The following is a 25,760-nucleotide window of genomic DNA, read 5'->3' as shown; positions in this document are numbered from 1 at the left end:
GTCCCCGCCGGGGCGGGCATGGTCGACCCGGCGCTGCCCCGGCGCCGCCGCGGCGCCAGCGGCATCAACGACACCCTCCGGCCGCGTCCGCCGCAGGCCGCTCCCCCGTCCACGACCGCCGTGGACGTACCCGACTCTTCGCCACGGCGGAGAACCGAGAGGATCTCATGAACACCAACGGCACCCCCGCCAGCATGAACGAACGGCTCACCGGGATGGTCAAGTCGCTGCGCGCCGAAGTTCCCGACTGCGTCGCCGCGGGCGTCATCGACATGTCGACCGGCATGCTGTTGTCGGTGGAGACCGTCGACAACCATCCGCCGGAGGTGCTGGATTTGCTCGCGGCCGCCACCCTCGACCTGTTCCAGGGCCGCAATGTGGTGATGATCGAGGACATCTGGAAGGAACGGCGCGGCATCCGCAGCGACGACCACTACTTCCAGGAGATCCTGGTCAATTCCAACAACCTCACCCACCTGTTCCTGCGCGCGGAGAGCCGCGACGACCTGGTGGTCGTGGTGGTGTGCCGCAAGACGGTCAATGTGGGCATGCTGTTCGCCCAGTCACGCCGGGTGCTCAAGGACACCGGCAGGCTCTGAGGTCATTCGGCGAGCGCATCCGCGAGCCGGGACCCGCAGGCGCGCAGGTGTGCTCGCAGTTCCGGGGAGCCGTGCACCCGGAACGGGAACCCGAGGGCGACGAGTTGCGCGGCGAGCCATCGCGGGTCGTCGTCGCGGGTTTCGGTGAGCCGGCACCTGGCATCGCCGTCGGCCACGATGCTGTCCGGCGCCGCACCGAGCCTGCCCGCCACCCGGTGCGCCGGCGCCTCGAACGTCACGTCCACCGTGTATCGCGGTGTGGCCCAGTCGGTTCGGCGCCCCGCGACGTACTCCGCGGCATCGGCGGCGGGGAGTTCCCTGGCGACGATGCGGGCGCCGGTCGGTCGCGGCTCCTCGACGCGGTCGGCGCGGAAGCTGCGCCAGGCGTCGCGCTCGAGGTCGTAGGCGACCAGATACCACCGACGGCCCGCCGCCGCGATGCCGATCGGCTCGACGTGTCGCCGCGACTCGGCGCCCGCGGCGTCCCGATAGCGCAGGCGCACCCGTTCCCGGTTGCTCACCGCGGCGGCGAGGACGGTGAGAACCTCCGGATCGACCGTGGGGCCCGCGCCCGCGGAGACCGTCACCGCCGCGCCGACCACCCGCACCCGCCTGCGGAGCCTGGTGGGCAGTACCTGTTCGAGTTTGGTGAGCGCGCGCACCGCCGCGTCCTCGATCCCGGCGACGGCCTGCCCGGCCGCGACCCGCAGGCCGACCGCGACGGCCACCGCCTCGTCCTCGTCGAGCACCAGCGGCGGCAGCGCCGAACCGGCGGTGAGGCGGTAGCCGCCGGTCGCCCCGAGCGCCGCCACGACGGGATAGCCCAGCTCGCGCAGCCGGTCGACATCACGGCGGACCGTGCGGTCGGTGACACCGAGCCGGTCGGCGAGTTCGCTGCCCGGCCACTCGCGTGGCATCTGCAGCAGGGAGAGCAAACGGAGCAGCCGGGCGGCGGTATCGGTCATGGCCGATATTCTGCCGCGCATCTAGGACCGAAACTGTCCTAGATGACTCCTAGCGTGGTGTGCACACCGACCGAGGAGTGCAGATGACGACCATTCGTCCCTTCCGTATCGACATCCCGCAGACCGATCTCGACGACCTGCGCGAGCGCCTGCGCCGGGCACGCTGGGCCGCGCCGCTGCCGGGAGCGGGCTGGGACCGCGGCGTGCCGACCGACTACCTGCGCGACCTGGCGCGGTACTGGGCCGAGGATTTCGATTGGCGCGCACAGGAATCCGCGCTCAACGAGTTCCCGCAGTTCGTCACCGAGATCGACGGCCTCGACGTGCACTTCCTGCACGTGCGCTCCCCCGAGCCGGACGCGGTGCCGCTGGTACTCACCCACGGCTGGCCGAACTCGTTCGTCGAGTTCACCCGCACCATCGGCCCGCTGACCGATCCGCGGGCCCACGGGCTCGACCCGGCCCCGGCCTTCCACGTCGTGGTGCCGTCGATCCCCGGCTTCGCGTTCTCGGCGGCGCCGCGTGAGACGGGCATGAGCGCGGCCCGGGTGGCCCGGATGTGGACCACGCTGATGGACCGGCTCGGCTACGACCGCTACGGCACCCAGGGTGGTGACCTCGGCGCCTACATCGCCCCGGAGATGGCGCTCGCCGCGCCCGAGCACGTCATCGGCGTGCATCTCGACGGCGGGATCGGGATGCCGACCGCGGCCGACGTGCCGACGATGTCGGACGAGGACCTGCGGCAGTGGGAGGAGATGCAGCAGTGGATGACCGGCGGCGTCGACCACCACACCCTGCTGCGGGCCGCGCCGCAGACCTTCGCGCTCGGCTGGAACGACTCCCCGGTGGCGATGCTGGCCTGGCTGATGCAGAAGTTCCAGGAGTTCACCCCGATGGCCGACCTCGCCGAGGATGTCATCGACCGCGACCATCTGCTCACCAACGCCGCGATCTACTGGTTCACCCAGACCACCGGCACCTCCTCGTGGCCGATGTACGACGGTCTGCGCGACGGTGGCTTCGGTTGGCCCCCCGGCCAGAATCTGGTCCCGACCGGTGTCTACGGCGGCGGTTCACCGCTGATGCGCAAGCTCGCCGACCGCGACCACAAGATCACCTACTGGCCCTCGGGCAACCCGGGCAACCACTTCGTCGCCATGGAAGAACCCCTGGCCCACGTCAGCGACATCCGCACCTTCTTCGCCGACCTGCGCTGAATCCGGCCGGTGACAGCACACCGGGCAGGGTGCGCGGCACCCTGCCCGGTGGTTCGTTCGTGGCGTTCGGCTATCGCATGCCGGCATCGGGCACGCGGGGCGGGCACGGGGTGCCCGGTGCGGTGACCAGCTCGAAGTGCCACCATTCGTTGTCGAAGGTCCGGCACAGGCCCCAGCGGTTGCCATTGGTTTCCAGCCATTGGGCGCCGACCTGGGGGCCGACGTCGACGGCGTGGCCGGAGACATGGGTGGACTCCGCCGGGGGCAGCACCCAGCGGCGGGCCTCGTCAGGGGTGCCGTAGGTGGCGAGGCCGTCCTGCCACAGCATTTCCTGCTGCTCGGGGGTGCGGTAGCCCGAGGTGATCGACAGCGGGACGCCCTCGGCGTGCGCCTGCTGCTCGGCGAGGGTGTAGGCCAGGGCCAGCGGCGGGTCGAGGCCCTCGGTGCCCGCGGCGGACTGGAACTGTTCGCGCTGGTCGGTGGCGCCCGGCTGGGCCTCGGCGATGCCGATGCCGACGGCGGTCACGGCCGCGGCGGCCGTGACCGTCACCAGCATCCGGTCGGCCAGGCGGCCGAGCACAGTAGTCATGCCGGAAGTCTATCGACCCGGTCCGTGCCCGAGCCGACCGCCGTGGTGGGTTCGGGCACGGTGCGCGGGGTCGTTCCGGCAGGTCGGGCGACCGATTCAGGGTGTGCGGGTCAGCTCGCCCGAGGTCGCCCGGTCCGGCCGGATCGGCCAGCGGCCCGGCGCGGCGGTGTAGGCGGGCAGCGCGTCGAGTTGCCGGTGCCGACCGGGTACCGGGCGGATCGCGCGCTGGACCGCGACCGCGGTCAGCAGGCCGATCAGCGTCAGACCCACCCACACCAACCGGTCGGCGCCGGCCGCGCGCGCGACGTCGAGGACCGCGCCGGTCCCCAGGTTGCCCGCGAGGATGGCCACCCCGACGATCGTGTTGTAGAACCCGTAGTGGGTCGCCACCAGCTTGCCCTCGCTCAGCGAGACGACGGTGTCCATCTCGAACGGGAAGACCGCCGCCGTCCCGACCGCCAGCACCGCGGCGGACAGCAGCAGCGCCGCGGCCGCGGCCACCGTCCCGAACGACTCCGCGCCGGGGATCAGCGCGAGCGGGACGAACGCCGCGGCCAGCACGCCGACACCGAGGACCAGACCACGCCCGATCCCCCACCGCGCTCGCAACCACGCGGTGATCCGCACCTGACCGGCGACGGCGACCACGCCGGACACCACGAACACCAGCGCGGTCAGTTCCTGCCCGCCCGCGCCCGAAATGGTGCCCGCGTGCAGCGGCAGCGCCAGATACACCTGGAACGACAGCACATACGTGCCGCCCATGGCCACCGCGAACGCCACGAACCGCCGGTGACCGGCGATCGCGCGCCAGTCGGTCCACACCGACGTCGCGGTGGTCGCGCCGCTGCGCTGCGGCAGCGCGCACAGCTGTGCCACCGAGAGCACCGCGAACACGGCGGCCGCCGCCGCGGCGGTCCACCGGAAGTCCACCCCGAGCAGGGCGATCCCGACGAGGGGACCCGCCAGGATGCCTGCCTGATAGAACACGTTGAACACCGCGAACGCCTCGACCCGCCGCTCGCCTGCCTCGGCGGCCAGATAGGCGCGCACCGCCGGATTGAACAGCGCACCCGCGAATCCCGTCGCGGCGGAGGCGATCAGCAGCATCGGCAGCGAGGTGGCGAAGATCAACGCGGCGAATCCCGCGGTGCGCAAGACACATCCGGCGACGATGAGCGGTTTGTAGCCGAGACGGTCGGCCAGGGTGCCGCCGATCAGGAACATGCCCTGCTGGGAGAAGTTCCGGACGCCGAGCACGAGTCCGACCGCCCACGCGGCCAGGCCGAGCGGGCCGGACAGGTACCCGGCCAGGTACGGCATCAGCATGTAGAAGCCGAGGTTGATGCCGAACTGGTTGATCATGAGCAGCCGGGCGGGGGTATCGAACCCGGCGAAGATCCGCAGGGTCCTCATGCGCGCACCGGGCCCGTCTCGGCGAGCGCGCCGGGATCGAGCACCGTCGTGCAGCGCGTCCAGGATTCGACCACGCGCTCGGCCGGGTGATCGATCGTGTCGGGGTCGGTGGCGGGCGGACCCGCGAGCAAGCCGTGCGTACGGCAGTAGCCGTCGTTGTAGATCGTGTCGAAGTAGCGGTGCGGGCCGTCGGGGAAGACGGCGACGATCCTGGTCTCCGCGTCGGCCGTCCGGGCCGCCCAGCCCGCGACCAGGGCGACCGCGCCGACGCTCCACCCGCCGGTGGCGTAGTGCGTCGCGGCCAGTGTCCGGCAGGCCCAGACCGCTTCCGCCGGTGCGACCCAATGGATTTCGTCGAAGGCGCGATAGTCGACATTGGCCGGGTGGATGTTGGAGCCGAGTCCGCGCATCAACCGTGGCCCCGCGGGCTGGCCGAAGATCGCGGAGGCCACCGTGTCGACGCCGATCAGGCGCAGATCAGGGAACCGGCGGCGCAGTTCCCTGGCGACACCGGCGGAATGGCCGCCCGTGCCGACCGCGCAGACCAGCACGTCGACGCGCCCGACCTGGTCGATCAGCTCGTGCGCGAGCCCGGCGTAGCCGTCGGCGGCGTCGGGATTGCCGTACTGGTCCGGGCACCACGCGGTCGGCTCGGCGGCGAGCAGTTCGGCGACCCGGTCCCGGCGCGCCTGCTGCCAGCCGCCGGTGGGATGGGCTCGCTCGACCAGGTCGACCCGGGCACCGAAGGCGGCGAGCATCCGCGCGACGATCGGTTCCAGTCCGGGATCGGTGACCACGGTGACCGGATGAGCGTGCACCAGTCCGGCCAGGGCGAGCCCGAGTCCGAGGGTGCCGCTGCTGGATTCGACGATCCGCGCGCCGGGGGCGAGGTCGCCGCGGTGTTCGGCCCTGCGCACCATGTGCAGAGCGGGGCGGTCCTTCATCCCGCCGGGGTTGAATCCTTCCAGCTTGGCCCAGAACCCGCGGTCGGCGGTGGCCAGCGGCGCTCCCACCCACATCACCGGGGTATTGCCGACGAGTCCCTGGGGACGCTCGGCGATCGCGGCGGCGGTCCGGTCGAGCACGTATTCCTGCATGTCTGTCGCTTCCTGTGTCGGCCGCCGGGCACGGCGGCGCGGACGAGAACGGGCACGCGAACACCGGCCCGCCATGGGTGACGGGCCTGGCGCTGACCGATCAGCGTCGACAGATGCAGAACTGGGTGAGGATGTCGCGGCCCTGGCGGTACCGCAGTGATGAGCGAGGCGGGGCGCGCGGGGCCGCGGCCGGATGCCCGAGGCTCGCGAGGAGCACGATCACCAGCGCCCCGAGCAGGCCGAGCAGGGGCAGCACGAGCCCGGTATCGGGCGCCACGGTACCGACGAGGCAGTGGTCGGGCAGTGGATGATCGGGAACGGCGAGCCCGGCCCCGTCGGCGACGGCCGCGACCACGCCGAGCGCCGCCTCCGGGGCGTGGTGGTTGTCGTGGTGCACCGTGGTGCAGTCGATCACGAGCGCGCACACGGCGGCCACGACCATGACGAACGCGCACAGCGCGCCGGCCCGGCGCGACGAGGGACGGCCAGTCCGATGACCCACCGTGCCTCCTTCGCCGCTTGTCGCCGGTGACCTACGCCGACCAAGCTACTACGTCATTGCGTAGGCACAGGTCAGCGTCATGGGGACGGGCGATCCGGGCGCGGTGGCGGCTGATTTCCCCTCTGCCACCGGACGATCGCGCGGCCGGTCTCGGTGGCCGGCGGCTCACCGTAGAGCCATTCGCGGGCCAGCCGATGCCAGTTGGCGCTGACCCGCAACTGGCCGAGGGTGGCGAAGGTGAACAGGTCGGCACGCCGGGAGAAGACGTGCTCGGGCGGGAGCAGTTGCCTGCGCATGCCCTGGAACTCGACCGAACGCGGGTCGACGGCGAGCAGCACGGCGCTGGTGGCCAATTCGGGAGTGATGGTGACCTCTTCGTCGAGCAGATGCCACCCGCAGGCCGCCCACACGTACGCCAGGCACTCCTCGACGGTGACGCCGGCGTCCGGGTCGATGATGCCGCGCCCGACCCAGGCCGCGTACAGGTCCTCGGGCCGGTCCTCGGCGGCGGCCCGCAGGCAGGAGCGCTCGAAATCGACGTGCTCGGGGTCCATCCGGTTGTAGAGCCCGAAGTCGACGAAGGCGAGTTTGCCGTCCTCGGCGAGCAGCACATTGCCCGGGTGCGGATCGCCGCAGAATTCGTTGTCGGTGAACAGGGTGCCGAGGTAGAAGCGGTAGATCAGTTCGCCGTATTGGTCCCGGTCCGCGTCGGGCAGCGCCTGCAGGTGCGAGAAGCCTTGCCCCGCGACGTATTCGGTCACCAGCACGTTGCGCGAGCAGTGTTCCTCGATCGCGTCGGGCACGGTGATGAAGGGATGTCCCCGGTAGCGCTGGGCGACCCGGTGCTGGGTCCGCGCCTCCCGCAGATAGTCCAGCTCGCTGCGCAGGTTGGCGGCGATCTCTTCCAGCACCCCGGTGTCGGCCATGCTCGGGAGCACGGATCTGGCCATCTTGCTGAGGAATTCGAGGTTGCCGATATCGGCGTGCACGGCCCGTTCCACGCCGGGATATTTCACTTTCACCGCCACCGCGCGGCCGTCGCGCAGGGTCGCCCGGTGTACCTGACCGATCGAGGCCGCGGCGATGGCGGTCTCGTCGAAGTCGGCGAAGATGCGCGCCAGCGGGCCGAGGTCGTCCTCGATCACCCGGCGCATGGTGGGGAACGCGACGGCCGGCGCCCGATCCCGCAGCGCCGCGAGCTGACGGGTGAACTGCGCGCGGTGCGATTCGGGGACGAAATCGAGGTCGAGCACCGACAGCATCTGGCCCAGCTTCATGGCCGAGCCCTTCATGCTGCCGAGCACCGCGACGATCTGCTGCGCGGTCTTCATCGCCGACCGCTCGGCCAGCACCTGCCTGGCCTCCTCGGTGCGCCCGATCATCGACAGCCGCGTTCCGACCCCGCGCACGGTCTGTTCGGCCGCCAGCTGCCCCAGCTTCGCCCCGCGCGCGACGCGCCCCGAGGGCGGTATCCCGGTGGCCGCCATTTCCACCCCCGTCGAACCGGTCCAGCGTATGTCGCGGGTCACACTACACCGGCGGCCTGTGTGCCGGGAACGAACGAAAACCCCGGCTCGCACGGTGGCGAGGCCGGGGTCTTCGCGGTCGGTGGCCGAGCGGGACGGTTACACGCGTTCCTTGGAGCGGGTGCGCACGCGCAGGGCGATCGGCTTGGAGGTCTCGGCGAAGAAGTCGTTGCCCTTGTCGTCGACGACGATGAAGGCGGGGAAGTCCTCGACGTCGATCTTCCAGACCGCTTCCATACCCAGCTCGGGGTACTCGAGCACCTCGACGTTCTTGATGCAGTCCAGTGCCAGCCGGGCGGCGGGGCCGCCGATGGAGCCCAGGTAGAAGCCACCGTGCTCGTTGCAGGCCTTGGTCACCTGGGCCGAACGGTTGCCCTTGGCCAGCATGACCATGGAGCCGCCCGCGGCCTGGAACTGGTCGACGTAGGAGTCCATACGACCCGCGGTGGTGGGGCCGAAGGAGCCGGAGGCGTAGCCCTCGGGGGTCTTGGCCGGGCCCGCGTAGTAGACGGCCATGTCGCGCAGGTACTCCGGCATCGGCTCGCCCGCGTCGAGCCGCTCCTTGATCTTGGCGTGGGCGATGTCGCGGGCGACGACCAGCGGGCCGGTCAGCGAAAGCCGGGTCTTCACCGGGTATTTCGACAGCTCGGCGCGGATCTCGTCCATCGGCCGGTTGAGGTCGATCTTCACCACGTCGCCGCCGAGGATCTCCTCGGTCTGCTCCGGGAGGTACTGGGCCGGTTCGGTTTCCAGCTGCTCCAGGAAGATGCCGTCCTTGGTGATCTTGGCCAGCGCCTGGCGGTCGGCCGAGCAGGACACCGCGATGGCGACCGGGCAGGAGGCGCCGTGCCGGGGCAGGCGGACCACGCGCACGTCGTGGCAGAAGTACTTGCCGCCGAACTGCGCGCCGATGCCGAACTCGCGGGTGAGCTGGAAGACCTCTTCCTCGAGCTCGAGATCGCGGAACGCGTGGCCGGTGATCGAGCCCTCGGTGGGCAGGTTGTCCAGGTAGTGCGCGGAGGCGTACTTGGCCGTCTTCAGGGCGAATTCGGCGCTGGTGCCGCCGATGACCACGGCGAGGTGGTAGGGCGGGCAGGCCGCGGTGCCGAGCGAGCGGATCTTCTCGTCGAGGAACTCGAGCATGCGCTCGGGATTCAGGACAGCCTTGGTCTCCTGGTACAGGAACGACTTGTTGGCCGACCCGCCGCCCTTGGCCATGAACAGGAACTTGTAGACCGGGTTGTCGGCGTCGCCCTCGGTCGAGTACAGCTCGATCTGCGCGGGCAGGTTGGAGCCGGTGTTCTTCTCGTCCCACATGGTGATCGGAGCCAGCTGGGAGTAGCGCAAGTTCAGCGTGGAGTAGGCGTCGAACACGCCGCGGCTGATCCATTCGGCGTCGTCGACACCGGTCAGCACGCCCTCGCTCTTCTTGCCCATCACGATCGCGGTGCCGGTGTCCTGACACATCGGCAGCACGCCGCCCGCGGAGATGTTGAGGTTCTTGAGCAGGTCCAGCGCGACGAAGCGGTCGTTGCCCGAGGACTCCGGATCGTCGATGATCTTGCGCAGCTGGCGCAGGTGCGCGGGCCGCAGGTAGTGGCTGATGTCGTGGATCGCCGTCTCGGTGAGCAGCCGCAGCGCTTCGGGCTCGACCTGCAGGAAGGTGCGACCGTTGTGCTCGAAGGTGCTGACCCCCTCGGTGGTGAGCAAGCGGTACGGCGTGTCGTCGGCGCCGATCGGCAGCAGATCGGAATAGCGGAACTCCGGCGCGGTCACGAATCGCACTCCTCGGGTGGCTGGTCACAAAGCACTCGGAAGCCTATCGACCACCCGCGTCCACCTGCTGGTTAGGCAACCCTATGTGACGTAAGGCAAATGCCTGAACCAAGATCGAGGTTGCACGTTCAACCCAAACGGTGCTACCCATTCACCCGGACGGTGGCGGGGCGTGCACCGTTCCAATCCGAAGCTTGCACCGGAGAATCTGGAGCTCGATCGTGACCGATCCACAGTGGCTCGATGATGTCGAAATGCGCGCCTGGCTGGGCTATGTCCGGACCCGCGACCTGATCGCCGCGGCGATCGGGCGTGACGCGGGCCGGGCGGCCGACCTCAGCTGGGTCGAGTACTCGGTGCTCGTATACCTGGCCGACGCGCCGGGTCAGCGCCTCACCTTCGCCGATCTGGCGGGCGCGCTGGAATGGTCGCAGAGCAGGCTCTCGCACCAGATCACCCGCATGCAGAAACGCGGGCTGGTGATCAGGGAGACGATGCCACACGACCAGCGCCGCACCGTCGCCCGCCTGACGAGCGCGGGCGGCCAGCTGCTCACCACGGCCGCGCCCGCGCACGTGCGCAGCGTGCGACGGCACATGATCGACGTCCTCGACCGCGGACAGCTGGCCGCCCTGGCCGAGATCTACGACGTGTTGATCAACCATCACCGCAGCGCGGCAGGCGGATTCGATCCCACCGGACGGGGCAGCGCGACCCCGCACGCCGAAGAACCGGCCCCGGATCCGGCCTGATCGTCAGGACCCGGTGCTGCCCCCGGAGTCGGGACGGCTGGTGCCGAGCCCGCCCCGCTGGACCGTGCCGCCGGAGTCCGGTACGCCGCGGTCGTAGACGCCGGCGCCTGCGGGCCGGATGAAGCTGCCCGCGGCCAGCGCGACGGCGGCGCCGATCGCCGGGTACACCAGCGTATCGGTGTGCTGGTACCAGAAATCGGCGTAGCGGCCCTCGGCGGTGTCGCACAGTCCGTCGGCCACCCGGGTCGAGGAGGTGGTGTCCACGCAGATGCCGACGGCGGTCGGCTGCGCGGGCGCGCTGGTGGTGGGCCGGGCCGAGGTCGTGGTGGTGGGTCGCGCGGTCGTGGTCGGCCGGGCCGTGCTCGTCACCGGCGGTTTCGCCGAGGTGGTGGCCGCGCGATGCGCCGGCGCCCCGGTCCCGCACCCCGCCGCCACCAGCGCCATCGCCACCACGGCGGGCAGCGTGCAGGACACACTGCGCGACTTCATGATTCGGACGCGCCGCTGCTCGCCCGGTACTCCCCCACGCACGAATTCCCCCTCGATGCCGACGACCCGGCCGATCCTAGCGGCGCACCGGCTCGCACGTCCGGGGAACGACACCGGCGACGGACCTCGCCGAAGCGGAGTCCGTCGCCGGTGGTGGGTGGCTACCGCTGGACGAGATCCGCTGTGGTGAGCGGTCGTTCGAGGTCGGCGGGCACGCCCAGGGCCCGTTCGAACCCGGCGGGCACGATGATGTCGCCCCGGTCGAGATCGGCGATCGAGGTCTTGCGCAGCCCGAGCAGCGCCGAATCGATGCCGCCGCGCAGGATGTCGAGCACGTTCTCCACGCCCGCCTGGCCGTTGGCGGCCAGGCCCCACAGGTACGCGCGTCCGATCAGCACCGCGCGGGCGCCCAGGGCCACGGCCTTCACGACATCGCTGCCGCGCCGGATACCACCGTCGAGGACGACCTCGATCTGGTCGCCGACCGCGTCGGCCAGCACCGGCAGCGCCCGGATGGCGGCGGGGGTGCCGTCGAGGTTGTTGCCGCCGTGGTTGGACACCGAGATGCCGGCCACGCCCGCGTCGACCGCGCGCAGCGCGTCGTCGACCCGCATGACGCCCTTGAGCAGTACCGGACCGTCCCACTGGGCGCAGATCCAGGCGACGTCGTCCCAGTCGGGCGCGGGGGTCTGCATCCACTCGCCGTAGGCGCCGAAGAAGCCCGGCGCCGCGCCGCCGCCGACGGCCATGTTGGGGGCGGTCAGGTCGGGGATCGAGCCCGAGCGCAGGTAGGTGGCGAGCCAGCGCGGGCGTGCCAGGGTCTGCGGGGCGAACTTCATCATGGTGCGCAGGTTCAGCGACTCCGGGATCACCGGGCTGCCCCAGTCGCGACCGTGCGAGAACGACCAGTCCAGGGTCAGGATGAGCCCGACCGCGCCCGCCGCCTTCGCCCTGGCCATCCGCTCGAGGATCTGGTCCTTGTTGCCGCACCAGTACAGCTGGAACAGCGTGGCCGGGTTGGCCGCGATCACCTCTTCGATCGGCTTGCTCGCGAACGAGCTCAGGCCCATGGCGATCCCCCGCGCGGCCGCCGCCCTGGCCACGGCGACCTCGCCGTCGGGGTGTACCGCCTGCACGCCGGTGGGCGAGATCAGCACCGGCATCGAGAGCTGCTGGCCGAGCACCGTGGTCGACTGGTCGCGCTCGCCGATCGGGCCCGCGCAGTGCGGGGCGAAGCCGAGTTCGGTGAACGCGGTCTGGTTGTCCTCGATGGTCTGGCCGCGTTCGGAGCCCGCGATCAGCGCGCCGTACACCGATTTCGGCAGGCGCTTGCGGGCGCGGCGCTGCGCCTCGGCGACGGTCTCGAACCAGGGATTCATCGACGTGATCCTTCCTCAGGAACCTGGGGCCACCAGCGGCCCAGGTCTGCCAGCAGTGCGGTGGTTGCCGCGTTCAGCAGCGCGGCGCCTTCGCCTGCGCTCGACCCGGTGGGGTCACCGAGAATTCCGTTGGGGCTCACGGCCCGGACACCGCCGGCGCGCAGCAGCGGCAGCAGTTCGGCCAGCGGGCGCCGGTCCCCCGGTTCGGCCAGGTCGGCGCGCACCAGATCCGGCGTCAGCGCGAGCTGGATCGAGGTCTCGGCGCGGCCCGCGTGCGGGTCACCGCCGTACCCGGGCGAGAACAGGCGCACGTCCCGCGATTCCGAGCGCAGCAGGGCGACCGCGCGGCGCACCGCCTCGACATTGCCGCCGTGCCCGTTCACCAGCACGATGCGATCGAAGGTGTCGGTGGCCGACCGGCACAGCTCGACGACCAGCAGCTCCAGCGCGGCCTGCCCGATCGACAGGGTGCCCGCGAAGCCGGCGTGCTCGCCGCTGGCGCCGTAGGGCACCGCCGGGGCGACCAGCACGTCGGCACGCTCGGCGGCGACCCGCGCGCAGACCGCGGCGGCGATGTCGGTATCGGTGGACAGGGGCAGGTGGGGGCCGTGTTGCTCGGTGGCGCCGAGCGGGATGACCAGGATCACTCCCGCGGCGGCACATGTGCCCGCCTCGGGCCATGTGAGGTGGGCCACGAACATGGTCCCGAGATTAACGACAGTCACTGACATAATCAAGGGGCCGGGATTCCCTACTCTGTATCCATGTCAGCCCCGTCCCCGCGCGCGCATCGCGGCCGCCCGCCGCGCACCACGCGCCGCGAACTCGAAGTCATCGCGATGCGGTTGTTCGCCGAGCACGGCTTCGACGACGTCACCGTCGAGCGCATCGCGGCCGAGGCCGGGGTCAGCGAACGCACCTTCTTCCGGTATTTCCCCAGCAAGGCCGAGGTGCTCTGGCACCAGTTCGACGACGAGGTCGCCGACCTGCGCGACGCGTTCGCCGCGGTCCCCGACGACGAGCCGATGATGGCGGCGGTGCGCCGAATCGTGGTGGCGGCCAACAGATATCGTGCCGAGGACATCCCGGAGCTGCGCACCAGGATGCGCCTGGTCTCCGGGGTCCCCGCGCTCTCGGCGGGCGCAGGCGCGCACTACGACGCGTGGGAACGCGCGGTCGGCGAGTTCGCGGCCCGGCGCCTCGGCACCACCGCCGGCGACCTGGTCCCCCTGGCCGTCGGCCGCACCACGCTGGCGGCCGCGCGAGCGGCGTTCGACGCCTGGCTCGAACGCGGTGACACCGATCTGACGAGCTATCTGGACCGCGCGCTGCGAGCGCTGGAGCGAGGCTTCGCCCCGGAACGGTCAGCGGACGCGGAGCAACCCGCACGTTTGGACGGCATCCCGGATGGGGTATGAGTAGGCTCGAGCCAAGCGCGCGCTGCGCACCGGAGAAAGCCCGTCGAAAGGGGCAGGAGTTTCCATGTCCGAGGTGTCCATGAGTCTTTCGGCGGATTCGCTGCCGGCGCGCCCGGTAGACAACTTGCTGCCGCAACTGGTCGAGCACCTCCGGCAGAACCGCACCGGACTGCGCGAGGAGTGGGCGCGGCGCATCACCGAGGCCGAGCTGCTCACGGCCATGACCCCGGAGGAGATCTTCTCCGAGGCCACGTCGATGTACGACAACTACGTCGAGGTGCTCGTCACCGGTAGCGTCGAGGCGCTGCAGGCCTACGCCCGCGACCTGTCCGAGCGCATCATTCCGCGAGGCGTCGAGACCGACGAGGTCCTCGGAATCGTGCTGCTCCTGCGCGACGTGCTGGCTCGCTCGCTGTTCGAGAAGTACCAGGCCGATTTCGATCTGCTCAACCAGGTCCTCGACGCCTACGAACCCGCCGCCAACCGCATCGCCAGCACCGTGGCCATCTCGTTCGTGCAGGAGCGCGAGCGCGTCATCCGCCAGCAGCAGGAAGCCATCCGCGAGCTGTCCACCCCGGTGCTCCAGGTGCGCGAACAGCTGCTCATCCTGCCGATCATCGGTGTGCTCGACTCCCAGCGCGCCCGCCAGCTCACCGAGCAGCTGCTGCGCGCCATCCGCGCCAACCGCGCCAAGGTCGTCGTCATCGACATCACCGGTGTGCCCGCGATCGACTCGGTGGTGGCCAACCACCTCGTGCAGACCGTCGACGCCTCGGGCCTGATGGGTGCCAACGTCATCATCACCGGTCTGTCCTCGGAGATCGCGCTCACGCTGGTGACCATCGGCCTGGATCTGTCGAAGATGAACGCGGTCGGCGACCTGCAGGGCGGTATCGAAGAGGCCGAGCGTCTGCTCGGGTACGAGGTCTCCCGGGTGACCGAGCGCCTGAGCGAACGAGACGGACGCTGAGCTAGCCACCATGCCGGTCCCCATTCTCAAACAGGGCACGTTCCTGATCGCTTCGGTGCAGTCGGCCCTGACCGACAGCGATACCGAGCGTCTCCAGGACGACCTCATGAAGCAGGTCAGCCGGTATCGGGCTACCGGCATCGTCGTCGACGTCACCGCAATCGACGTGATGGACTCCTTCGCCGCGCGCTCGCTGCGCACCATCGCGCACATGACCCAGCTGCGCGGCGCCGAGACCGTCATCGTGGGATTGCAGCCGGAGGTGGCATTCGCGATGGTGCAGCTCGGTCTGACCTTCGAGGACATGCACACCGCGCTTGATCTGGAGGAGGGCCTCGCGTGGCTCAACCGCCTCCCCAGCAGGCGACGAGACGGTCGTGACAGTGGCCGCTGAGCAGGTGGCCATCGCGGTCAAAGTCTCCGAGGACATCGTCACCGCACGTCAGGCGGGACATGAACTGGCCGCAGCCCTGGGTTTCACTCTCACCGACCGCACCATGATCTCCACCGCGATCTCGGAAATCGCGCGCAACATCACCAGCTACGCGGGCAGCGGCGAGATCCGGCTGCTCGTAGACCTGCGCGACGGCCGGCGCTCCCTCGTCGTCCAGGCCGAAGACCAGGGACCGGGCATCCGCGACATCACGCGCGCCCTGGACGACGGCTACTCCACCGGCCGCGGACTCGGGCTGGGGCTGCCCGGCGCGCGCAGGCTGATGGACGGCCTCACCATCGATTCCGCCCCCGGCCGCGGGACGTTGATCGAGATGTGGAAGTGGGTACCCGACGGTGCATGAAGACGGGATCATCGGCCGCACGGAATGGTCGACGGCCGGTCGGGCACTGCCCGGGCAGGACGTCTCGGGCGATCGTGCGGTCATCCTCGACACCGGTGACGGTGGCGCGCTGTTCGGCGTGCTCGACGGGCTCGGGCACGGCGCGGCCGCGGCCGACGCGGCCGACCGCGCGATGGTCATCCTGGCCGAGAACCGCGGCGAACCGCTGGACGTGCTGATGGTGCTGTGCCATCGCGCGATGGTCGAAACCCGCGGCGCCGCGGTCTCGTTGGCCCTGATGGGACCGGGCGAGACGCTGCAGTGGCTCGGCGTCGGCAATGTCGAGTCGCGGCTGCTGACGCTGGGTCCGGCCGGTCCGGAACTGCGGGCGACCATGCTGCTCACCGGCGGCATCGTCGGCTATCGGCTGCCCTCGCACCTGCAACCGCAGACCCTGCCGATCCGTCCCGGTGACCTGCTGCTGATGGCCACCGACGGCATCGTCTCGGTCGGCCCGGAGTCGATCGATCTGGCGCGTCCGGCCAGCCAGATCGCCGGCGACCTACTCGCCCGCGATGCCAAGGACACCGACGACGCCCTGGTTCTCGCGGCGCGATTCCGCGGAGCTTGTCCATGAGAGGTTGCCGATGAGCGCTGTCCTGGCCGCATTTCTCGACGACTACTCGGCTGCTCTGCGCCGTCACGTCGCCGCGCCCGGCCAGGCCGGCCTCACCGAGGGTTACGACCTCGGCAGGCGCGCCCTCGTCGAGGGCATCAGTCTGCTCGACCTCACCGAGAACCACTTCCGGGCGGTGGCGGCGTACATCGAGGAAACGGCGGATGCCCGCAGCGCCGAGGTGGCGCTGGAGTTCCTGCTGCAGACGATGGCCGCGCTCGACATCGCCACCCGCGGCTATCTCGACGGCACCCGTCGCTACGAGCAGCAGCGTTCGCGCGCCGAGGATCTCGCGGGCCGTGACGCGTTCCGCACCGCACTGGTCGAGTCCCTGCAGGACGGCTTCTTCGTCGCCGACAATCGCGGCACCATCGTCGAGGTGAACTCCGCCTTCGGGGTGCTCACCGGCTACGGCGCGGATGCGGTCCCCTACCCGGTACCGCATCCGTGGGCGTTGCCGGATCGGACGGGCTACCCCCAGATCGGTACGGAGGCATCACGTTTCGTGATGCCGGTGCGTCATCGTGACGGCCGTGAACGCTGGCTGGCGGTGAGCGCCAGCTCGCTGGTGAAGCAGGAGAACAACGAGGAGATCTTCGTCGGCACCGTGCGCGACGTGACCGCCGAACACGATGCGCAGGCGCGCGATCAGGCCGCCTCGCGGCTGGCGACCGCGGTGGGCGCGGCCACCAGCATGGTGGAGGTGCTCGAGGTCGGGCTCGACGAGTTGCGCCGGACGATGGGGGCACGGACCGCACTGGTCGCGGTGTGGCCGAGCCGGACCGGGCAGCCGGACGTGTACTCCTGCGGCGAGCCACCGGCCGGGGCGCCCGAGGTGGCCGGACGTGCCGAGGGCACACCGCAGTTCGTCGCCGCACCGGTCGCGGAGCCGGCGGGGCGGGTCGTCCTCGACGAGGAGGTCCGCGCCCTGGTCGACCGGGCACGCAGGCAACCCGCCCGCGGCCTGTCCGCCATCACCGGCGAGGACGGTGGGGTGGACGCCGTGGTCGCGCCCCTCGGCGAGACCGGCGACGCGGCCCTGTGGGTGCGTTTCGGCGCGCCTCGCGCGATCAGCGCCGCGGACTGGGCGCTGTACTCGCTGCTGGTCGGCCACCTCAGCGTCGCCCTGCAGCGCGCCCGCAACTTCGACCAGGCGCGCGCCACCTCGCTCACCCTGCAGCGCGCCATGCTCGGCCCGATCGAGCTGCCGCCGCGCTTCTCGGTGCACTACGAGCCCGCGCTGCCGCCGCTCGAGATCGGCGGTGACTGGTACGACGTGGTGCCGTTGCGTGACGGCACCATCGGCGTCGTGGTCGGCGACTGTGTCGGCCGTGGCCTCTCGGCCGCCGTCGTGATGGGCCAATTGCGCACGGCCGCAAGAGCATTGCTGCTGCGCGGCGCCGGACCGGCGCAGCTGCTCGCCGAGCTCGACGCCGTCGCCGCCCGGATTCCCGGCGCCATGTGCACCACGGTATGCGCGGCGGTGCTCGATCCCGAGCGCGGGATGGTCCGCTATTCCAACGCCGGTCACATGCCCCCGATCCTGGCCCCACCCGGGGGCATGGGCCGGGTACTCGAGGGCGGACGCGCGGTGCCGCTGGCCACCTTCGACACCCCGCGCAGGCCCGAGGCGACCACGGCGCTGCCGCCCGGCGCGACGCTGGTGCTGTTCACCGACGGCCTGGTCGAGCAGCGCGGCTACGACATCGAAGAGGGCTTCGTCAAGATCGCCGGCGTGCTCAGCGAGACCGGTGCCGCGCTGCCCCGCGATGTCGCCGACGCCGTGCTCTCGCGGCTGTGTCCGCCCGCGGGCTACGACGACGACGTCGCCATGGTCGTCTACCGTCAGCCGCCCGAACCCCTGCACCTCGACATCCCCGCCGCCGCGGCGGAGCTGACCGGCCTGCGGCGCAATCTCTACCGCTGGTTCGCCACCGCCGCGGTTCCGCACGATCTCGCCGCCGACCTCGTCGCGGCGGCCAACGAGGCGTGCAGCAACAGTGTCGAGCACGCCTACCGCGACTCCGAGCCCGGCCGGGTCACTCTCACCGCCACCTGCGAGGGCGATCGGGTGATCATCGAGGTCGTCGACACGGGCCGCTGGATTCCCACCCCGACCGACCCCGGTTATCGCGGGCGCGGCGTGGAGATGATGCGGGTGCTCACCGAGGATCTGGAATTCAGCCACGACGAGAACGGCACCCGAGTGCGCATGTGGGTGACACTGCCGTCGATCACCTTCCCGACCGCGAACCCCTTGCGCGGATCGGTGCGCCCCGCTGCTCAGGCCGTCAACAATACGTTCCGATAACGTCCGGCGGACGCGCCGCAAGAATAGCCGTCCGGATCACCCCCGCAGGCACGGTGTGCGCGGGGCGCGCCATTCCTGCGGATAACGTCGAGCACACCCCGAATACCCGCCGTGACCTGCGTTTTCGAAAATTCGATAACGAATCTTTAGCCGACCTTCACATCCTTGTATACGCAAAACCCGGTTTGCTACGGTGTGGATGCATTTCCACACCGAGTCTGGTGTGATCCCGGATATTCCAGCGATCTTCCCGCACTCCGGTTTACGGGCCCGGGGCCCATTCCTGCACCACAGCGATGAAGCCGCGTTCCGCGCCGCTTTCCGTACTCCTGCGGGCCGATCATCCGACTGAAGGGAGAGCTCATGTTTTCCGCGATTCTCGGTGACCTCGTCGATGTACTCGCCACACTGCTCGAATCGCTGTCGGGCTGACTCAGCGATGATCCCGGGACGCCCCCAACCTCGTCCCGGGATCAGCTGTGCCCGCGCGCCCTACGTCCGTGCGGTCGTGTCGTAGGCGTCCACGTCGAACGTCCGCAGCATCCGTTCGAACCGGAAGCTGAAGTCGGGCCAGAGCCGGGAGTGCTGTCCGCGCTCGTCGACGAACCAGCTGGTGCAGTCGCCCGCGTTCCAGACGGTACCGGCGAACTTCGTCTGCAGGTCCCGGTTGTAGTCGAGCTGCGCCTGCGCACACACCTCCACCGTCCGCAGCCCGCGCGCGTCCATCGTCGTGATCGCGTCGACGATGTAGTTGATCTGCGATTCGATGGTGAACAACGCCGAGGTGTAGCTCAGCGCCGCGTTCGGGCCGATCATCAGGAACAGGTTCGGGAAGTTCGCGATGGTGGTGCCCTTGTACACGCTGAGCCCGTGCTCGCCGAACACTTCCGCCAGGGTGCGCCCGTCGCGGCCGGTGATCAGGTCGTAGGTCGGCGAGTCCGAGATCTTGAACCCGGTCGCCAGCACGATCGCGTCGACCTCGCGTTCGGTGCCGTCCTCGGCGACGATCGAGTGTTCCCTGATCTCCCGGATCCCGTCGGTGACGACATCGACGTTCTCGCGCGCCAGCGCCGGGTAGTACTCGTTGGAGATGAGCATCCGCTTGCAGCCCAGCCGGTAGTCCGGAGTCACCTTGCGCCGCAACGCCGCGTCCCGGATCACCCACCAGAGCTTCAGGCGGGCACCGGCGGCGAAGAAGTCGGCCAGCGGCGGATACTTCGACTGCCAGAGCACGAACGACTCGCGCACCCAGTACACCCCCGCGCGGGCCAGTCGCTGGGAACCGGGAACGTGGCGATACCACAGGCGTTCGAGCCGCGTGTAGCGATGACCCAGGCGCGGCAGCACCCAGGGCGCGCTGCGCTGATACACCGCGAGCCGGCCCACCGTACCCGCGATCGACGGCACGATCTGGATGGCCGAGGCGCCGGTGCCGACGACCGCGACCCGCTTGCCGGTCAGGTCGACCTCGTGATCCCAGCGCGCGGAGTGGAACAGCGCACCCCGAAAGGTGCTGATGCCCTTGATCTCCGGCAGTCTCGGCGCGCTGAGCGGGCCCGCCGCCGAGACCGTGATGTCGGCGGTGAACGCGCCCAGGGAGGTCTGGATGTCCCAGCGCGCGGTGGCGGCGTTCCAGCGCGCGTCGCTCACCTCGCAGTCGAGCAGGATCGCCTCGCGCACCCCTTCCCGGTCGACGGTGTCCTGCACGTACCGCTGGATCTGCGGTTGCGTCGAGAACGAGTGTGTCCAGTCCGGATTCGGCGCGAACGAATACGAATACAGCTGCGACGGCACGTCACAGCCCGCGCCCGGATAGGTGTTGTCCCGCCAGGTACCGCCGATATCGCTCGCGCGCTCGAAGACGACGAAGTCGGTGATCCCGAGCCGGCGCAGCCGCATCGCCACGCCGAGCCCGGCGAACCCGGCCCCGATGATCGCCACGCGGACATGGCGCCGAGGCGTGTCGGTCACCGCGTCGTCGCCGTGGTGTCGTAGGCCTCGATGTCGAAGTTGCGCACCAGCTTCCGGTACCGGAAGCTGAAGTCGGGCCACAGCGCGGAGTTGTTGCCGTGCTTGTCGAGGAACCAGCTGGTGCAGCCGCCGTTGACCCATACGGTGCGGGCCATCTTCGGCTCGAGCGCCCTGTTGTACGCGCGCTGGGCGTCGACCTTCACCTCGAACGACCGCAGACCGCGGACCCGCATGGTGGTGATCGCGTCGACGATGTAGTTGATCTGCGACTCGATGATGTAGATCAGCGAGGTGTAGTTCAGCCCGGAGTTGGCGCCGAGCATGAAGAACATGTTCGGGAAATTGGCGACCGTGGTGCCCTTGTACATCTGGTAACCCTCGGCGTCGGCCGCCTCCGACACCGTCCGGCCGTCGCGGCCGGTGTAGAGGTTGAACGTCGGCGAATCGGCCACATGGAAGCCGGTGGCCAGCACGATGGCGTCGACGTCGCGTTCGGTGCCGTCCTCGGTGACGATCGAGTGCGCGCGGACTTCGGCGATGCCGTCGGTGACGAGATCGACGTTGTCACGATCGAGCGCGCCGTAGAACTTGTTGGAGACCAGCATGCGCTTGCAGCCGATGCGGTGCTCGGGCAGCACCTTGCGCCGCTTGTCCGGGTCGCGGATCTCGAGCCGCATCTTCACCCGCCCGACCGCTTCGAGCAGCAGGCCGGTCCACGGGTACTTCACCTGGGTGATCACGAACAGTTCGCGCGTGGTGTAGATCAGCGCGCGAATCAGCCGTTGCAGACCGGGCACGTGCTTGAAGGCGAAGCGTTCCGGCGCCAAATACGGCCGGTTGAGCTGGGGCATCACCCAGGTCGCGGTGCGCTGGTACACATCGAGCCGCTCGACCTCGGGCGCGATCGACGGGACGATCTGCACGGCGGAGGAACCGGTGCCGATCACGGCGACCTTCTTGCCCGCCAGGCTCGCGTCGTGGTTCCAGCGCGCCGAGTGGAAGATCTCGCCCTCGAAGCTCGAGATCCCCTTGATGTCGGGCAGATTCGGCTCGGCGAGCACGCCCGCCGCCGAGACGACGAAGTCGGCGGTGAAGCCACCGTCGCTGGTGTCGATCTCCCAGCGGCCGTCGGCGTCGACCCAGCGCGCCGCGGTCATCGCGCAGTCGAATTTGTGCTTGTCGCGCACCCCGTACCGGTCGGCCACCTCGCGCAGGTACCGCTCGATCTCGGCCTGCGGCGAGAACGAGCGCGACCAGTTCGGGTTCAGCGCGAACGAGTACGAGTACAGGTGCGAGGGCACATCGCAGCCGGCGCCCGGATAGGTGTTGTCGCGCCAGGTGCCGCCCACATCGGGGCCGCGTTCGATGACGAGATAGTCGGTCACACCGTGCTGGCTGAGCCGGATCGCCGTGCCGAGACCGGACAGGCCGCTACCGACGATCAGGACCTGCACGTGCCGCCGGGTGGTGTCGCCGGCGGACCGGTCGTCCACGGACGTGGAAGTGTCGTTACTGCTCATGGGGCGACCTCAGCGGGATTCGTAGATGCGTTTGTGGCCGGAGACGGCGGCCAGCCGATACGGACGGCGGGTCTGCTCCGCCATGGCGTGGTACGCGCCGTCGCTGGGCGAGGTGGCCTCGTGCAGTTCCCGGTAGTGCTCGTAGCCGATCAGTTCGCGTGAGTCGATCGCGGCGAGGTTCGCCTCGGTCCGCAGGTGCTCGCGGTAGCCGGGTCGCACGGTGCCGCTGAAGAATTCGGCGACACTGCCCGAGCCGTAGCTGATCATGGCCAGGGCCCGATCGGTCAGGTCGTCGGCGTGGTCGAGCAGCGCGGCCAGGCCCAGGTACAGCGAGGCGGTGTAGCTGTTGCCGACCGTGCGGTTGTAGCGGGTGGTGTCGCCGATGGCGGCCTCGATCTCGGCGGCGTCGGCGGTGTGGCCCTGGCTCTCGAGCAGGTGCCGGTGCGCCTTGTAGGCCATCTTGGTGAAGGGCTGGTGGTAGCAGAAGGCGGCGAACTCGGCGAGGTCGCGGCCACCCTGGCGGCGGTAGTCGGTCCAGGCCTCCTGGGCGGCCTTCTGGTAGGCGTTGACCGAGGTCTTGCCGTCGACGATGGCGGCGCTGCGGTAGTTCGGGCGCCAGAAGTCCATGATGTCGGCGCTGTAGAGCCCGGAGTACGGATCCAGCTGCAGGATGGCCGGATTCGCGGTGATCAGCATCGCCACCGCGGCGGCGCCCTGGGTCGGCTCACCCGGGGAGTCCAGCTCGTACTTGGCGATGTCGGCGGCGATGACCAGGACCCGCTGCGCCGGATCGCGGGCGATCAGGCCCGCGGCGAACTGCAGTCCGGCGGTGCCGCCGTAGCAGGCCTGCTTGAGCTCCACCACGCGCGCGGCGTTGGGCAGCCCGATCAGCGAATGCAGGTACAGCGCGGCGGCTTTGGACTGGTCGACACCGGTCTCGGTGGCCAGCAGCACGGTGCGGATGTTGTCGGTGCCGTGGCGTTCGAGGATGGGCTTGGCCGCGGCCGCGGCGATGGTGACGATGTCCTCGTCGGCCGCGGCGACGCTCATCTTCTCCTGGCCGATGCCCAGGTAGAACTTGTCGCGGTCGACGCCGAGCCGCTCGGCGAGCACGGCGTGGTCGAGGGCGTAGTGGGTGGTCGCGAAGGACAGGTCGTGGATGCCGACCGAGGATGTGTTCATCGTTGTGTTCCGTTGCTCGTGGTGGACCGCTCGAATTGGGTGTGGGCGCGCATCAATTCACCGCGATTGGTCTGCGCGGCCATCAGCGACAGCTCGCCGCAGAGCACGGTCGCCGCGGCGATGACGGCGAGCCTGCGGGCGTTCTCGCCGGGCTCCCGGTCCTCGCGGCAGCCCAGACGTTCGAGGTTGTCGTCCACGAAGCTGGCGTGCTTGCCGTTGCCGACGGTCCCGACGATGAGGTTGGGCAGCGTGCACGAGAAATACAGATCACCGTCACGGTCCTCGGCGTGGGTGACGCCCTGGGAGCCCTCGACGATGTTCGCGGCGTCCTGTCCGGTGGCCAGGTAGAACGCGAGCAGCATGTTGGCGTAATGCGCGTTGGCGGAACGGATCCCACCCGCCAGCAGGGTGCCGATCAGGTTCTTGCGGATATTGAGCTCCACCACCTGCCTTGCGGTGGTGTGCAGGCGCTGGGCCACCACCTCGCGGGGAATCAGCAGCTCGGTCACCACGTTCTTGCCCCGGCCGAGGATGCCGTTGACCGCGGTGGCCTTCTTGTCGGTGCAGAAGTTGCCGGAGATGGAGCCGTAGCGCACGCCCGAGACCGTGGTCAGGATGTGGTCCATCAGGTGGTCGCTGGCCAGGGTGGCCATGTTGTGGCCCGAGGCGTCGCCGGTGCTGAACTCGAACCGCAGGAACAGCAGATTGCCGTTGATCTGGTGGTGCAGGTCGATCAGGCGGGCGAAGCGGCTGCTGCCGGTGACGACCTCCTGCAACTCGGCGAAGCGGTCCTTCAGCTGCCGCACCGCGGTGAGCGCGGTGTAGGCGTCGTCGGCCTCGAGCAGGATCGAGCGGGTCATCCGCTCGTCGATGAGCGTGGAGACGATGCCGCGCTCGGTGAGGGTGGAGATCCGCGCGCCGCGACCGACCGAGGGCCACAGGGGCGTTTCGTAGGTGGCCAGGGGAACGTCGACGGCATCGTCGACGACATTGCCCGTGATGCGCAAGGGCCCCACCCACTGCAGCGGGACCGCTGCGTACGACATGTCATTCATCGATGACTCCTCCTCGGTCTTTCGATTCGCGCCACCAGGGACTCCGGTGGGCAAGAGACGCCGTGTCGATGCCGCGCAGTGCGCAGAAGCTCGCCACGTCCCCGGTGATCAGCAGGTCGCAGCCGGCCAGGTCGGCCGGGGTGCGCGCGCCGAGCACGGTCAGGATCTGGCGCAGCTGATCGAGCCAGGTGCGGATCTGCTCGACGAGCGCGTCGGTGTCGCGGCGCACGACGGTGTCCAGGAAGGCACCGGCGACTCCGGTCGCGGCGGCGCCCAGCGCCAGCGCCCTGGCGATGTCGAGCGGTGACCGGATGCCGCCGGAGGCGGCGATGTCGATGCCGTCGATCCCGGCGCAGTCGAGCAGGCAGGTGGCGGTGGACTGCCCCCAGCTCTCGATGAAGGCGAAGTCGGCGGCCGGACGTCGTTCGTTCTCGATGCGGGCGAAGTTGGTGCCGCCCCGGCCGCCGACGTCGGCCACCGAGACACCGGCATCGCGCAACCAGGCGACGGTCTGCCTGCTGAGACCGAACCCGACCTCCTTCACGATCACCGGCACCGCGACATTGGCGGTGAGGTGCTCGATCTGGCGGGGCCACGAGCCGAAGGAACGGTCGCCCTCGGGCATCACGACTTCCTGGACCGCGTTGAGGTGGATCTGCAGCGCGTCGGCCTCGAGCAGGTCGATCGCGCGGCGCACCTGATCCAGCGAGGCGGTCGCGTTGACATTGGCCATCACGAACCCGTGCGGATTTTCCTCGCGCAGCACGCGATAGGTGCCCGCGACCTCGGGGTCGCGGAAGAAGGCGCTCATCGACCCGGTGGCGATGGGGAGACCGGTCTCGCGGGCGGCGATGGCCAGCTTGCGGTTGATCTCGCCGGTGTTGACGCTGCCGCCGGTCATCGCGTTGACGTAGAGCGGTGTGTCCCACTGCTTTCCGGCGACGTCGACGGCCAGCGACACGTCCCGGCTGTCGATCCCCGCCAGCGCGTGGTGGACGAAGGTGATCGAGTCGAAGTCGTTGGCGCCGGTGTCGGCGCTGCGCTGGTTCACCGCGTGGCGAACGTGGTCGTCCTTGCGATCGGCGATCATGCGGTGTCCCCTTCGAACGGGTGGGTCCGCAACGGCAGCGGCCGGATACCGGCGGCGACCCAACGGTCGGTCAGTTCGGTGCTCGTGTCCGGACGCGCGCGGTCGACGAGCGCGATCCCGCAGTCGCCGCCGCCCGCGCCGGACGGCTTGGCCGGGGCACCGACGGCGGCTCCGGCCGCGCACAGCGCGTGCAGTCGCGGCGTCATGATGCCCAGGCCCGCGGTGGCGTCCAGGTCGAGGAGAAGGCCACGGGCGTAGTCGATCTCGGTGCCGACACCGGTGGCGTCGTCGGCTTCGACGGCGGTGAGCAGGCGGCGCACGCAGTCGTTGCTGCGGGCGTTGAACACGGTCCGGTCGCCCCGCGCCCAGGTCGCGGCGCCGACCAGCGCCGGGGTGGAGGCGGGGTCGCCGGTCCAGCCGACCCGCAGGTCCAGGCCGGTCGGGGTCGGCAGCGGGCGGACCGACAGGCCCGGCCACGGCG

General features: G+C 70.1%; 24 protein-coding genes and 1 pseudogene. 9 read left to right on the top strand and 16 right to left on the bottom strand.

Annotation, left to right across the window (positions count from 1 at the left end):
* Positions 1-167 precede the first annotated feature (167 nt).
* Positions 168-599: a hypothetical protein gene (locus V8688_RS22915; protein WP_218719704.1), complete on the top strand. Its 432-nt coding sequence runs from the start codon at positions 168-170 to the stop codon at positions 597-599.
* A 2-nt stretch (positions 600-601) separates the two neighbouring features.
* On the opposite strand, the gene V8688_RS22910 is transcribed toward V8688_RS22915, so the two are convergent.
* Positions 602-1,564 carry a YafY family protein gene (locus V8688_RS22910; protein ID WP_342801660.1) on the bottom strand — a complete coding sequence of 321 codons (963 nt, stop codon included), beginning with the start codon at positions 1,562-1,564 and terminating at the stop codon, positions 602-604.
* Positions 1,565-1,647: 83 nt separating this feature from the next.
* On the opposite strand from V8688_RS22910, the gene V8688_RS22905 reads away from it, so the two are divergent.
* Positions 1,648-2,784, top strand: a complete 1,137-nt coding sequence (locus V8688_RS22905) for an epoxide hydrolase (protein WP_342801659.1) — start codon at positions 1,648-1,650, stop codon at positions 2,782-2,784.
* Between the two features lie 70 nt (positions 2,785-2,854).
* Here V8688_RS22905 and V8688_RS22900 read toward each other — a convergent pair whose 3' ends face one another.
* The 6 genes from V8688_RS22900 to V8688_RS22875 form a co-directional block, all read right to left on the bottom strand.
* Positions 2,855-3,373, bottom strand: coding sequence for a M15 family metallopeptidase (locus V8688_RS22900; RefSeq protein WP_342801658.1), 519 nt, complete (start codon positions 3,371-3,373; stop codon positions 2,855-2,857).
* Positions 3,374-3,469: 96 nt separating this feature from the next.
* Positions 3,470-4,789: an MFS transporter gene (locus V8688_RS22895; RefSeq protein WP_218719707.1), complete on the bottom strand. Its 1,320-nt coding sequence runs from the start codon at positions 4,787-4,789 to the stop codon at positions 3,470-3,472.
* Positions 4,786-5,886, bottom strand: a complete 1,101-nt coding sequence (locus V8688_RS22890) for a PLP-dependent cysteine synthase family protein (protein ID WP_316575190.1) — start codon at positions 5,884-5,886, stop codon at positions 4,786-4,788. The genes V8688_RS22895 and V8688_RS22890 overlap by 4 nt, the downstream gene beginning before the upstream one ends.
* A 100-nt stretch (positions 5,887-5,986) precedes the next feature.
* On the bottom strand, positions 5,987-6,388 hold the full coding sequence (locus V8688_RS22885) for a hypothetical protein (RefSeq protein WP_342801657.1): 402 nt from the start codon (positions 6,386-6,388) through the stop codon (positions 5,987-5,989).
* Between the two features lie 77 nt (positions 6,389-6,465).
* The gene (locus V8688_RS22880) at positions 6,466-7,875 is read right to left on the bottom strand and encodes an AarF/ABC1/UbiB kinase family protein (RefSeq protein ID WP_342801661.1); all 1,410 of its coding nucleotides are present in this window, start codon (positions 7,873-7,875) and stop codon (positions 6,466-6,468) included.
* A gap of 138 nt (positions 7,876-8,013) precedes the next feature.
* Complete coding sequence (locus V8688_RS22875) at positions 8,014-9,690, bottom strand: fumarate hydratase (RefSeq protein ID WP_218719710.1); 1,677 nt, start codon at positions 9,688-9,690, stop codon at positions 8,014-8,016.
* A gap of 221 nt (positions 9,691-9,911) precedes the next feature.
* Between V8688_RS22875 and V8688_RS22870 the strand changes: the two genes are divergently transcribed.
* Positions 9,912-10,442, top strand: a complete 531-nt coding sequence (locus V8688_RS22870; protein ID WP_308248562.1) for a MarR family winged helix-turn-helix transcriptional regulator — start codon at positions 9,912-9,914, stop codon at positions 10,440-10,442.
* Between the two features lie 3 nt (positions 10,443-10,445).
* Here V8688_RS22870 and V8688_RS22865 read toward each other — a convergent pair whose 3' ends face one another.
* The 3 genes from V8688_RS22865 to mftE all read right to left on the bottom strand — a co-directional run bounded on the left by V8688_RS22865 (position 10,446) and on the right by mftE (position 13,011).
* Positions 10,446-10,931: a hypothetical protein gene (locus V8688_RS22865; protein ID WP_342801656.1), complete on the bottom strand. Its 486-nt coding sequence runs from the start codon at positions 10,929-10,931 to the stop codon at positions 10,446-10,448.
* 161 nt (positions 10,932-11,092) lie between these two features.
* Entirely contained in the window at positions 11,093-12,310 is a 1,218-nt protein-coding gene (gene mftD, locus V8688_RS22860) for a pre-mycofactocin synthase MftD (protein WP_218719712.1), read from the bottom strand.
* A complete protein-coding gene (mftE, locus tag V8688_RS22855; RefSeq protein WP_218719713.1) occupies positions 12,307-13,011 on the bottom strand; it encodes a mycofactocin biosynthesis peptidyl-dipeptidase MftE in 705 nt (234 codons plus the stop codon). Before mftE ends, mftD begins: the two co-directional genes overlap by 4 nt.
* A 63-nt stretch (positions 13,012-13,074) precedes the next feature.
* Between mftE and mftR the strand changes: the two genes are divergently transcribed.
* The 6 genes from mftR (at position 13,075) to V8688_RS22825 (ending at position 18,461) form a co-directional block, all read left to right on the top strand.
* Positions 13,075-13,728 (top strand): mycofactocin system transcriptional regulator, encoded by a 654-nt coding sequence (mftR, locus tag V8688_RS22850; protein ID WP_316575194.1) that lies wholly within the window; start codon positions 13,075-13,077, stop codon positions 13,726-13,728.
* A 64-nt stretch (positions 13,729-13,792) separates the two neighbouring features.
* Entirely contained in the window at positions 13,793-14,698 is a 906-nt protein-coding gene (locus V8688_RS22845) for an STAS domain-containing protein (protein ID WP_218719715.1), read from the top strand.
* Positions 14,699-14,708: 10 nt separating this feature from the next.
* Positions 14,709-15,092 carry an STAS domain-containing protein gene (locus tag V8688_RS22840; protein WP_218719716.1) on the top strand — a complete coding sequence of 128 codons (384 nt, stop codon included), beginning with the start codon at positions 14,709-14,711 and terminating at the stop codon, positions 15,090-15,092.
* Complete coding sequence (locus tag V8688_RS22835; RefSeq protein ID WP_218719815.1) at positions 15,082-15,495, top strand: ATP-binding protein; 414 nt, start codon at positions 15,082-15,084, stop codon at positions 15,493-15,495. The genes V8688_RS22840 and V8688_RS22835 overlap by 11 nt, the downstream gene beginning before the upstream one ends.
* A complete protein-coding gene (locus tag V8688_RS22830) occupies positions 15,488-16,111 on the top strand; it encodes a SpoIIE family protein phosphatase (RefSeq protein ID WP_218719717.1) in 624 nt (207 codons plus the stop codon). The genes V8688_RS22835 and V8688_RS22830 overlap by 8 nt, the downstream gene beginning before the upstream one ends.
* A gap of 10 nt (positions 16,112-16,121) precedes the next feature.
* Complete coding sequence (locus V8688_RS22825) at positions 16,122-18,461, top strand: SpoIIE family protein phosphatase (RefSeq protein WP_342801655.1); 2,340 nt, start codon at positions 16,122-16,124, stop codon at positions 18,459-18,461.
* Positions 18,462-18,953: 492 nt separating this feature from the next.
* Here the strand turns inward: V8688_RS22825 and V8688_RS22820 are convergent, their stop codons facing one another.
* From V8688_RS22820 to V8688_RS22795, 6 genes and pseudogenes are all read right to left on the bottom strand, one after another.
* Positions 18,954-20,402, bottom strand: coding sequence for an NAD(P)/FAD-dependent oxidoreductase (locus V8688_RS22820; RefSeq protein ID WP_342801654.1), 1,449 nt, complete (start codon positions 20,400-20,402; stop codon positions 18,954-18,956).
* A 26-nt stretch (positions 20,403-20,428) separates the two neighbouring features.
* Positions 20,429-21,952, bottom strand: a complete 1,524-nt coding sequence (locus tag V8688_RS22815) for an NAD(P)/FAD-dependent oxidoreductase (RefSeq protein WP_342801653.1) — start codon at positions 21,950-21,952, stop codon at positions 20,429-20,431.
* 9 nt (positions 21,953-21,961) lie between these two features.
* On the bottom strand, positions 21,962-23,134 hold the full coding sequence (locus tag V8688_RS22810) for a hydroxymethylglutaryl-CoA synthase (protein ID WP_218719721.1): 1,173 nt from the start codon (positions 23,132-23,134) through the stop codon (positions 21,962-21,964).
* A complete protein-coding gene (locus V8688_RS22805; RefSeq protein ID WP_218719722.1) occupies positions 23,131-24,189 on the bottom strand; it encodes a hydroxymethylglutaryl-CoA reductase in 1,059 nt (352 codons plus the stop codon). The genes V8688_RS22810 and V8688_RS22805 overlap by 4 nt, the downstream gene beginning before the upstream one ends.
* Positions 24,182-25,279, bottom strand: a complete 1,098-nt coding sequence (gene fni / locus V8688_RS22800; protein WP_316575196.1) for a type 2 isopentenyl-diphosphate Delta-isomerase — start codon at positions 25,277-25,279, stop codon at positions 24,182-24,184. Before fni ends, V8688_RS22805 begins: the two co-directional genes overlap by 8 nt.
* Positions 25,276-25,760, bottom strand: a pseudogene (locus V8688_RS22795) (phosphomevalonate kinase); the annotation flags it as partial. The gene fni and the pseudogene V8688_RS22795, both read right to left, overlap by 4 nt.

Origin of the sequence: Nocardia sp. No.11 (assembly GCF_038752175.1) — a bacterium.
In the GTDB taxonomy this organism is placed as follows: Bacteria; Actinomycetota; Actinomycetes; order Mycobacteriales; family Mycobacteriaceae; genus Nocardia; species Nocardia canadensis.
This window is presented reverse-complemented; position numbering and strand designations above follow the sequence as displayed.

Excerpts from the sequence above, each read along its gene's own strand:
- V8688_RS22915 (WP_218719704.1), top strand. The coding sequence starts at position 168 with ATGAACACCAACGGCACCCCCGCCAGCATGAACGAACGGCTCACCGGG.
- V8688_RS22910 (WP_342801660.1), bottom strand. The coding sequence starts at position 1,564 with ATGACCGATACCGCCGCCCGGCTGCTCCGTTTGCTCTCCCTGCTGCAG.
- V8688_RS22905 (WP_342801659.1), top strand. The coding sequence starts at position 1,648 with ATGACGACCATTCGTCCCTTCCGTATCGACATCCCGCAGACCGATCTC.
- V8688_RS22900 (WP_342801658.1), bottom strand. The coding sequence starts at position 3,373 with ATGACTACTGTGCTCGGCCGCCTGGCCGACCGGATGCTGGTGACGGTC.
- V8688_RS22895 (WP_218719707.1), bottom strand. The coding sequence starts at position 4,789 with ATGAGGACCCTGCGGATCTTCGCCGGGTTCGATACCCCCGCCCGGCTG.
- V8688_RS22890 (WP_316575190.1), bottom strand. The coding sequence starts at position 5,886 with ATGCAGGAATACGTGCTCGACCGGACCGCCGCCGCGATCGCCGAGCGT.
- V8688_RS22880 (WP_342801661.1), bottom strand. The coding sequence starts at position 7,875 with ATGGCGGCCACCGGGATACCGCCCTCGGGGCGCGTCGCGCGCGGGGCG.
- V8688_RS22865 (WP_342801656.1), bottom strand. The coding sequence starts at position 10,931 with ATGAAGTCGCGCAGTGTGTCCTGCACGCTGCCCGCCGTGGTGGCGATG.
- mftD (WP_218719712.1), bottom strand. The coding sequence starts at position 12,310 with ATGAATCCCTGGTTCGAGACCGTCGCCGAGGCGCAGCGCCGCGCCCGC.
- mftE (WP_218719713.1), bottom strand. The coding sequence starts at position 13,011 with ATGTTCGTGGCCCACCTCACATGGCCCGAGGCGGGCACATGTGCCGCC.
- mftR (WP_316575194.1), top strand. The coding sequence starts at position 13,075 with ATGTCAGCCCCGTCCCCGCGCGCGCATCGCGGCCGCCCGCCGCGCACC.
- V8688_RS22845 (WP_218719715.1), top strand. The coding sequence starts at position 13,793 with ATGTCCGAGGTGTCCATGAGTCTTTCGGCGGATTCGCTGCCGGCGCGC.
- V8688_RS22840 (WP_218719716.1), top strand. The coding sequence starts at position 14,709 with ATGCCGGTCCCCATTCTCAAACAGGGCACGTTCCTGATCGCTTCGGTG.
- V8688_RS22825 (WP_342801655.1), top strand. The coding sequence starts at position 16,122 with ATGAGCGCTGTCCTGGCCGCATTTCTCGACGACTACTCGGCTGCTCTG.
- V8688_RS22815 (WP_342801653.1), bottom strand. The coding sequence starts at position 21,952 with ATGAGCAGTAACGACACTTCCACGTCCGTGGACGACCGGTCCGCCGGC.
- V8688_RS22810 (WP_218719721.1), bottom strand. The coding sequence starts at position 23,134 with ATGAACACATCCTCGGTCGGCATCCACGACCTGTCCTTCGCGACCACC.
- V8688_RS22805 (WP_218719722.1), bottom strand. The coding sequence starts at position 24,189 with ATGAATGACATGTCGTACGCAGCGGTCCCGCTGCAGTGGGTGGGGCCC.
- fni (WP_316575196.1), bottom strand. The coding sequence starts at position 25,279 with ATGATCGCCGATCGCAAGGACGACCACGTTCGCCACGCGGTGAACCAG.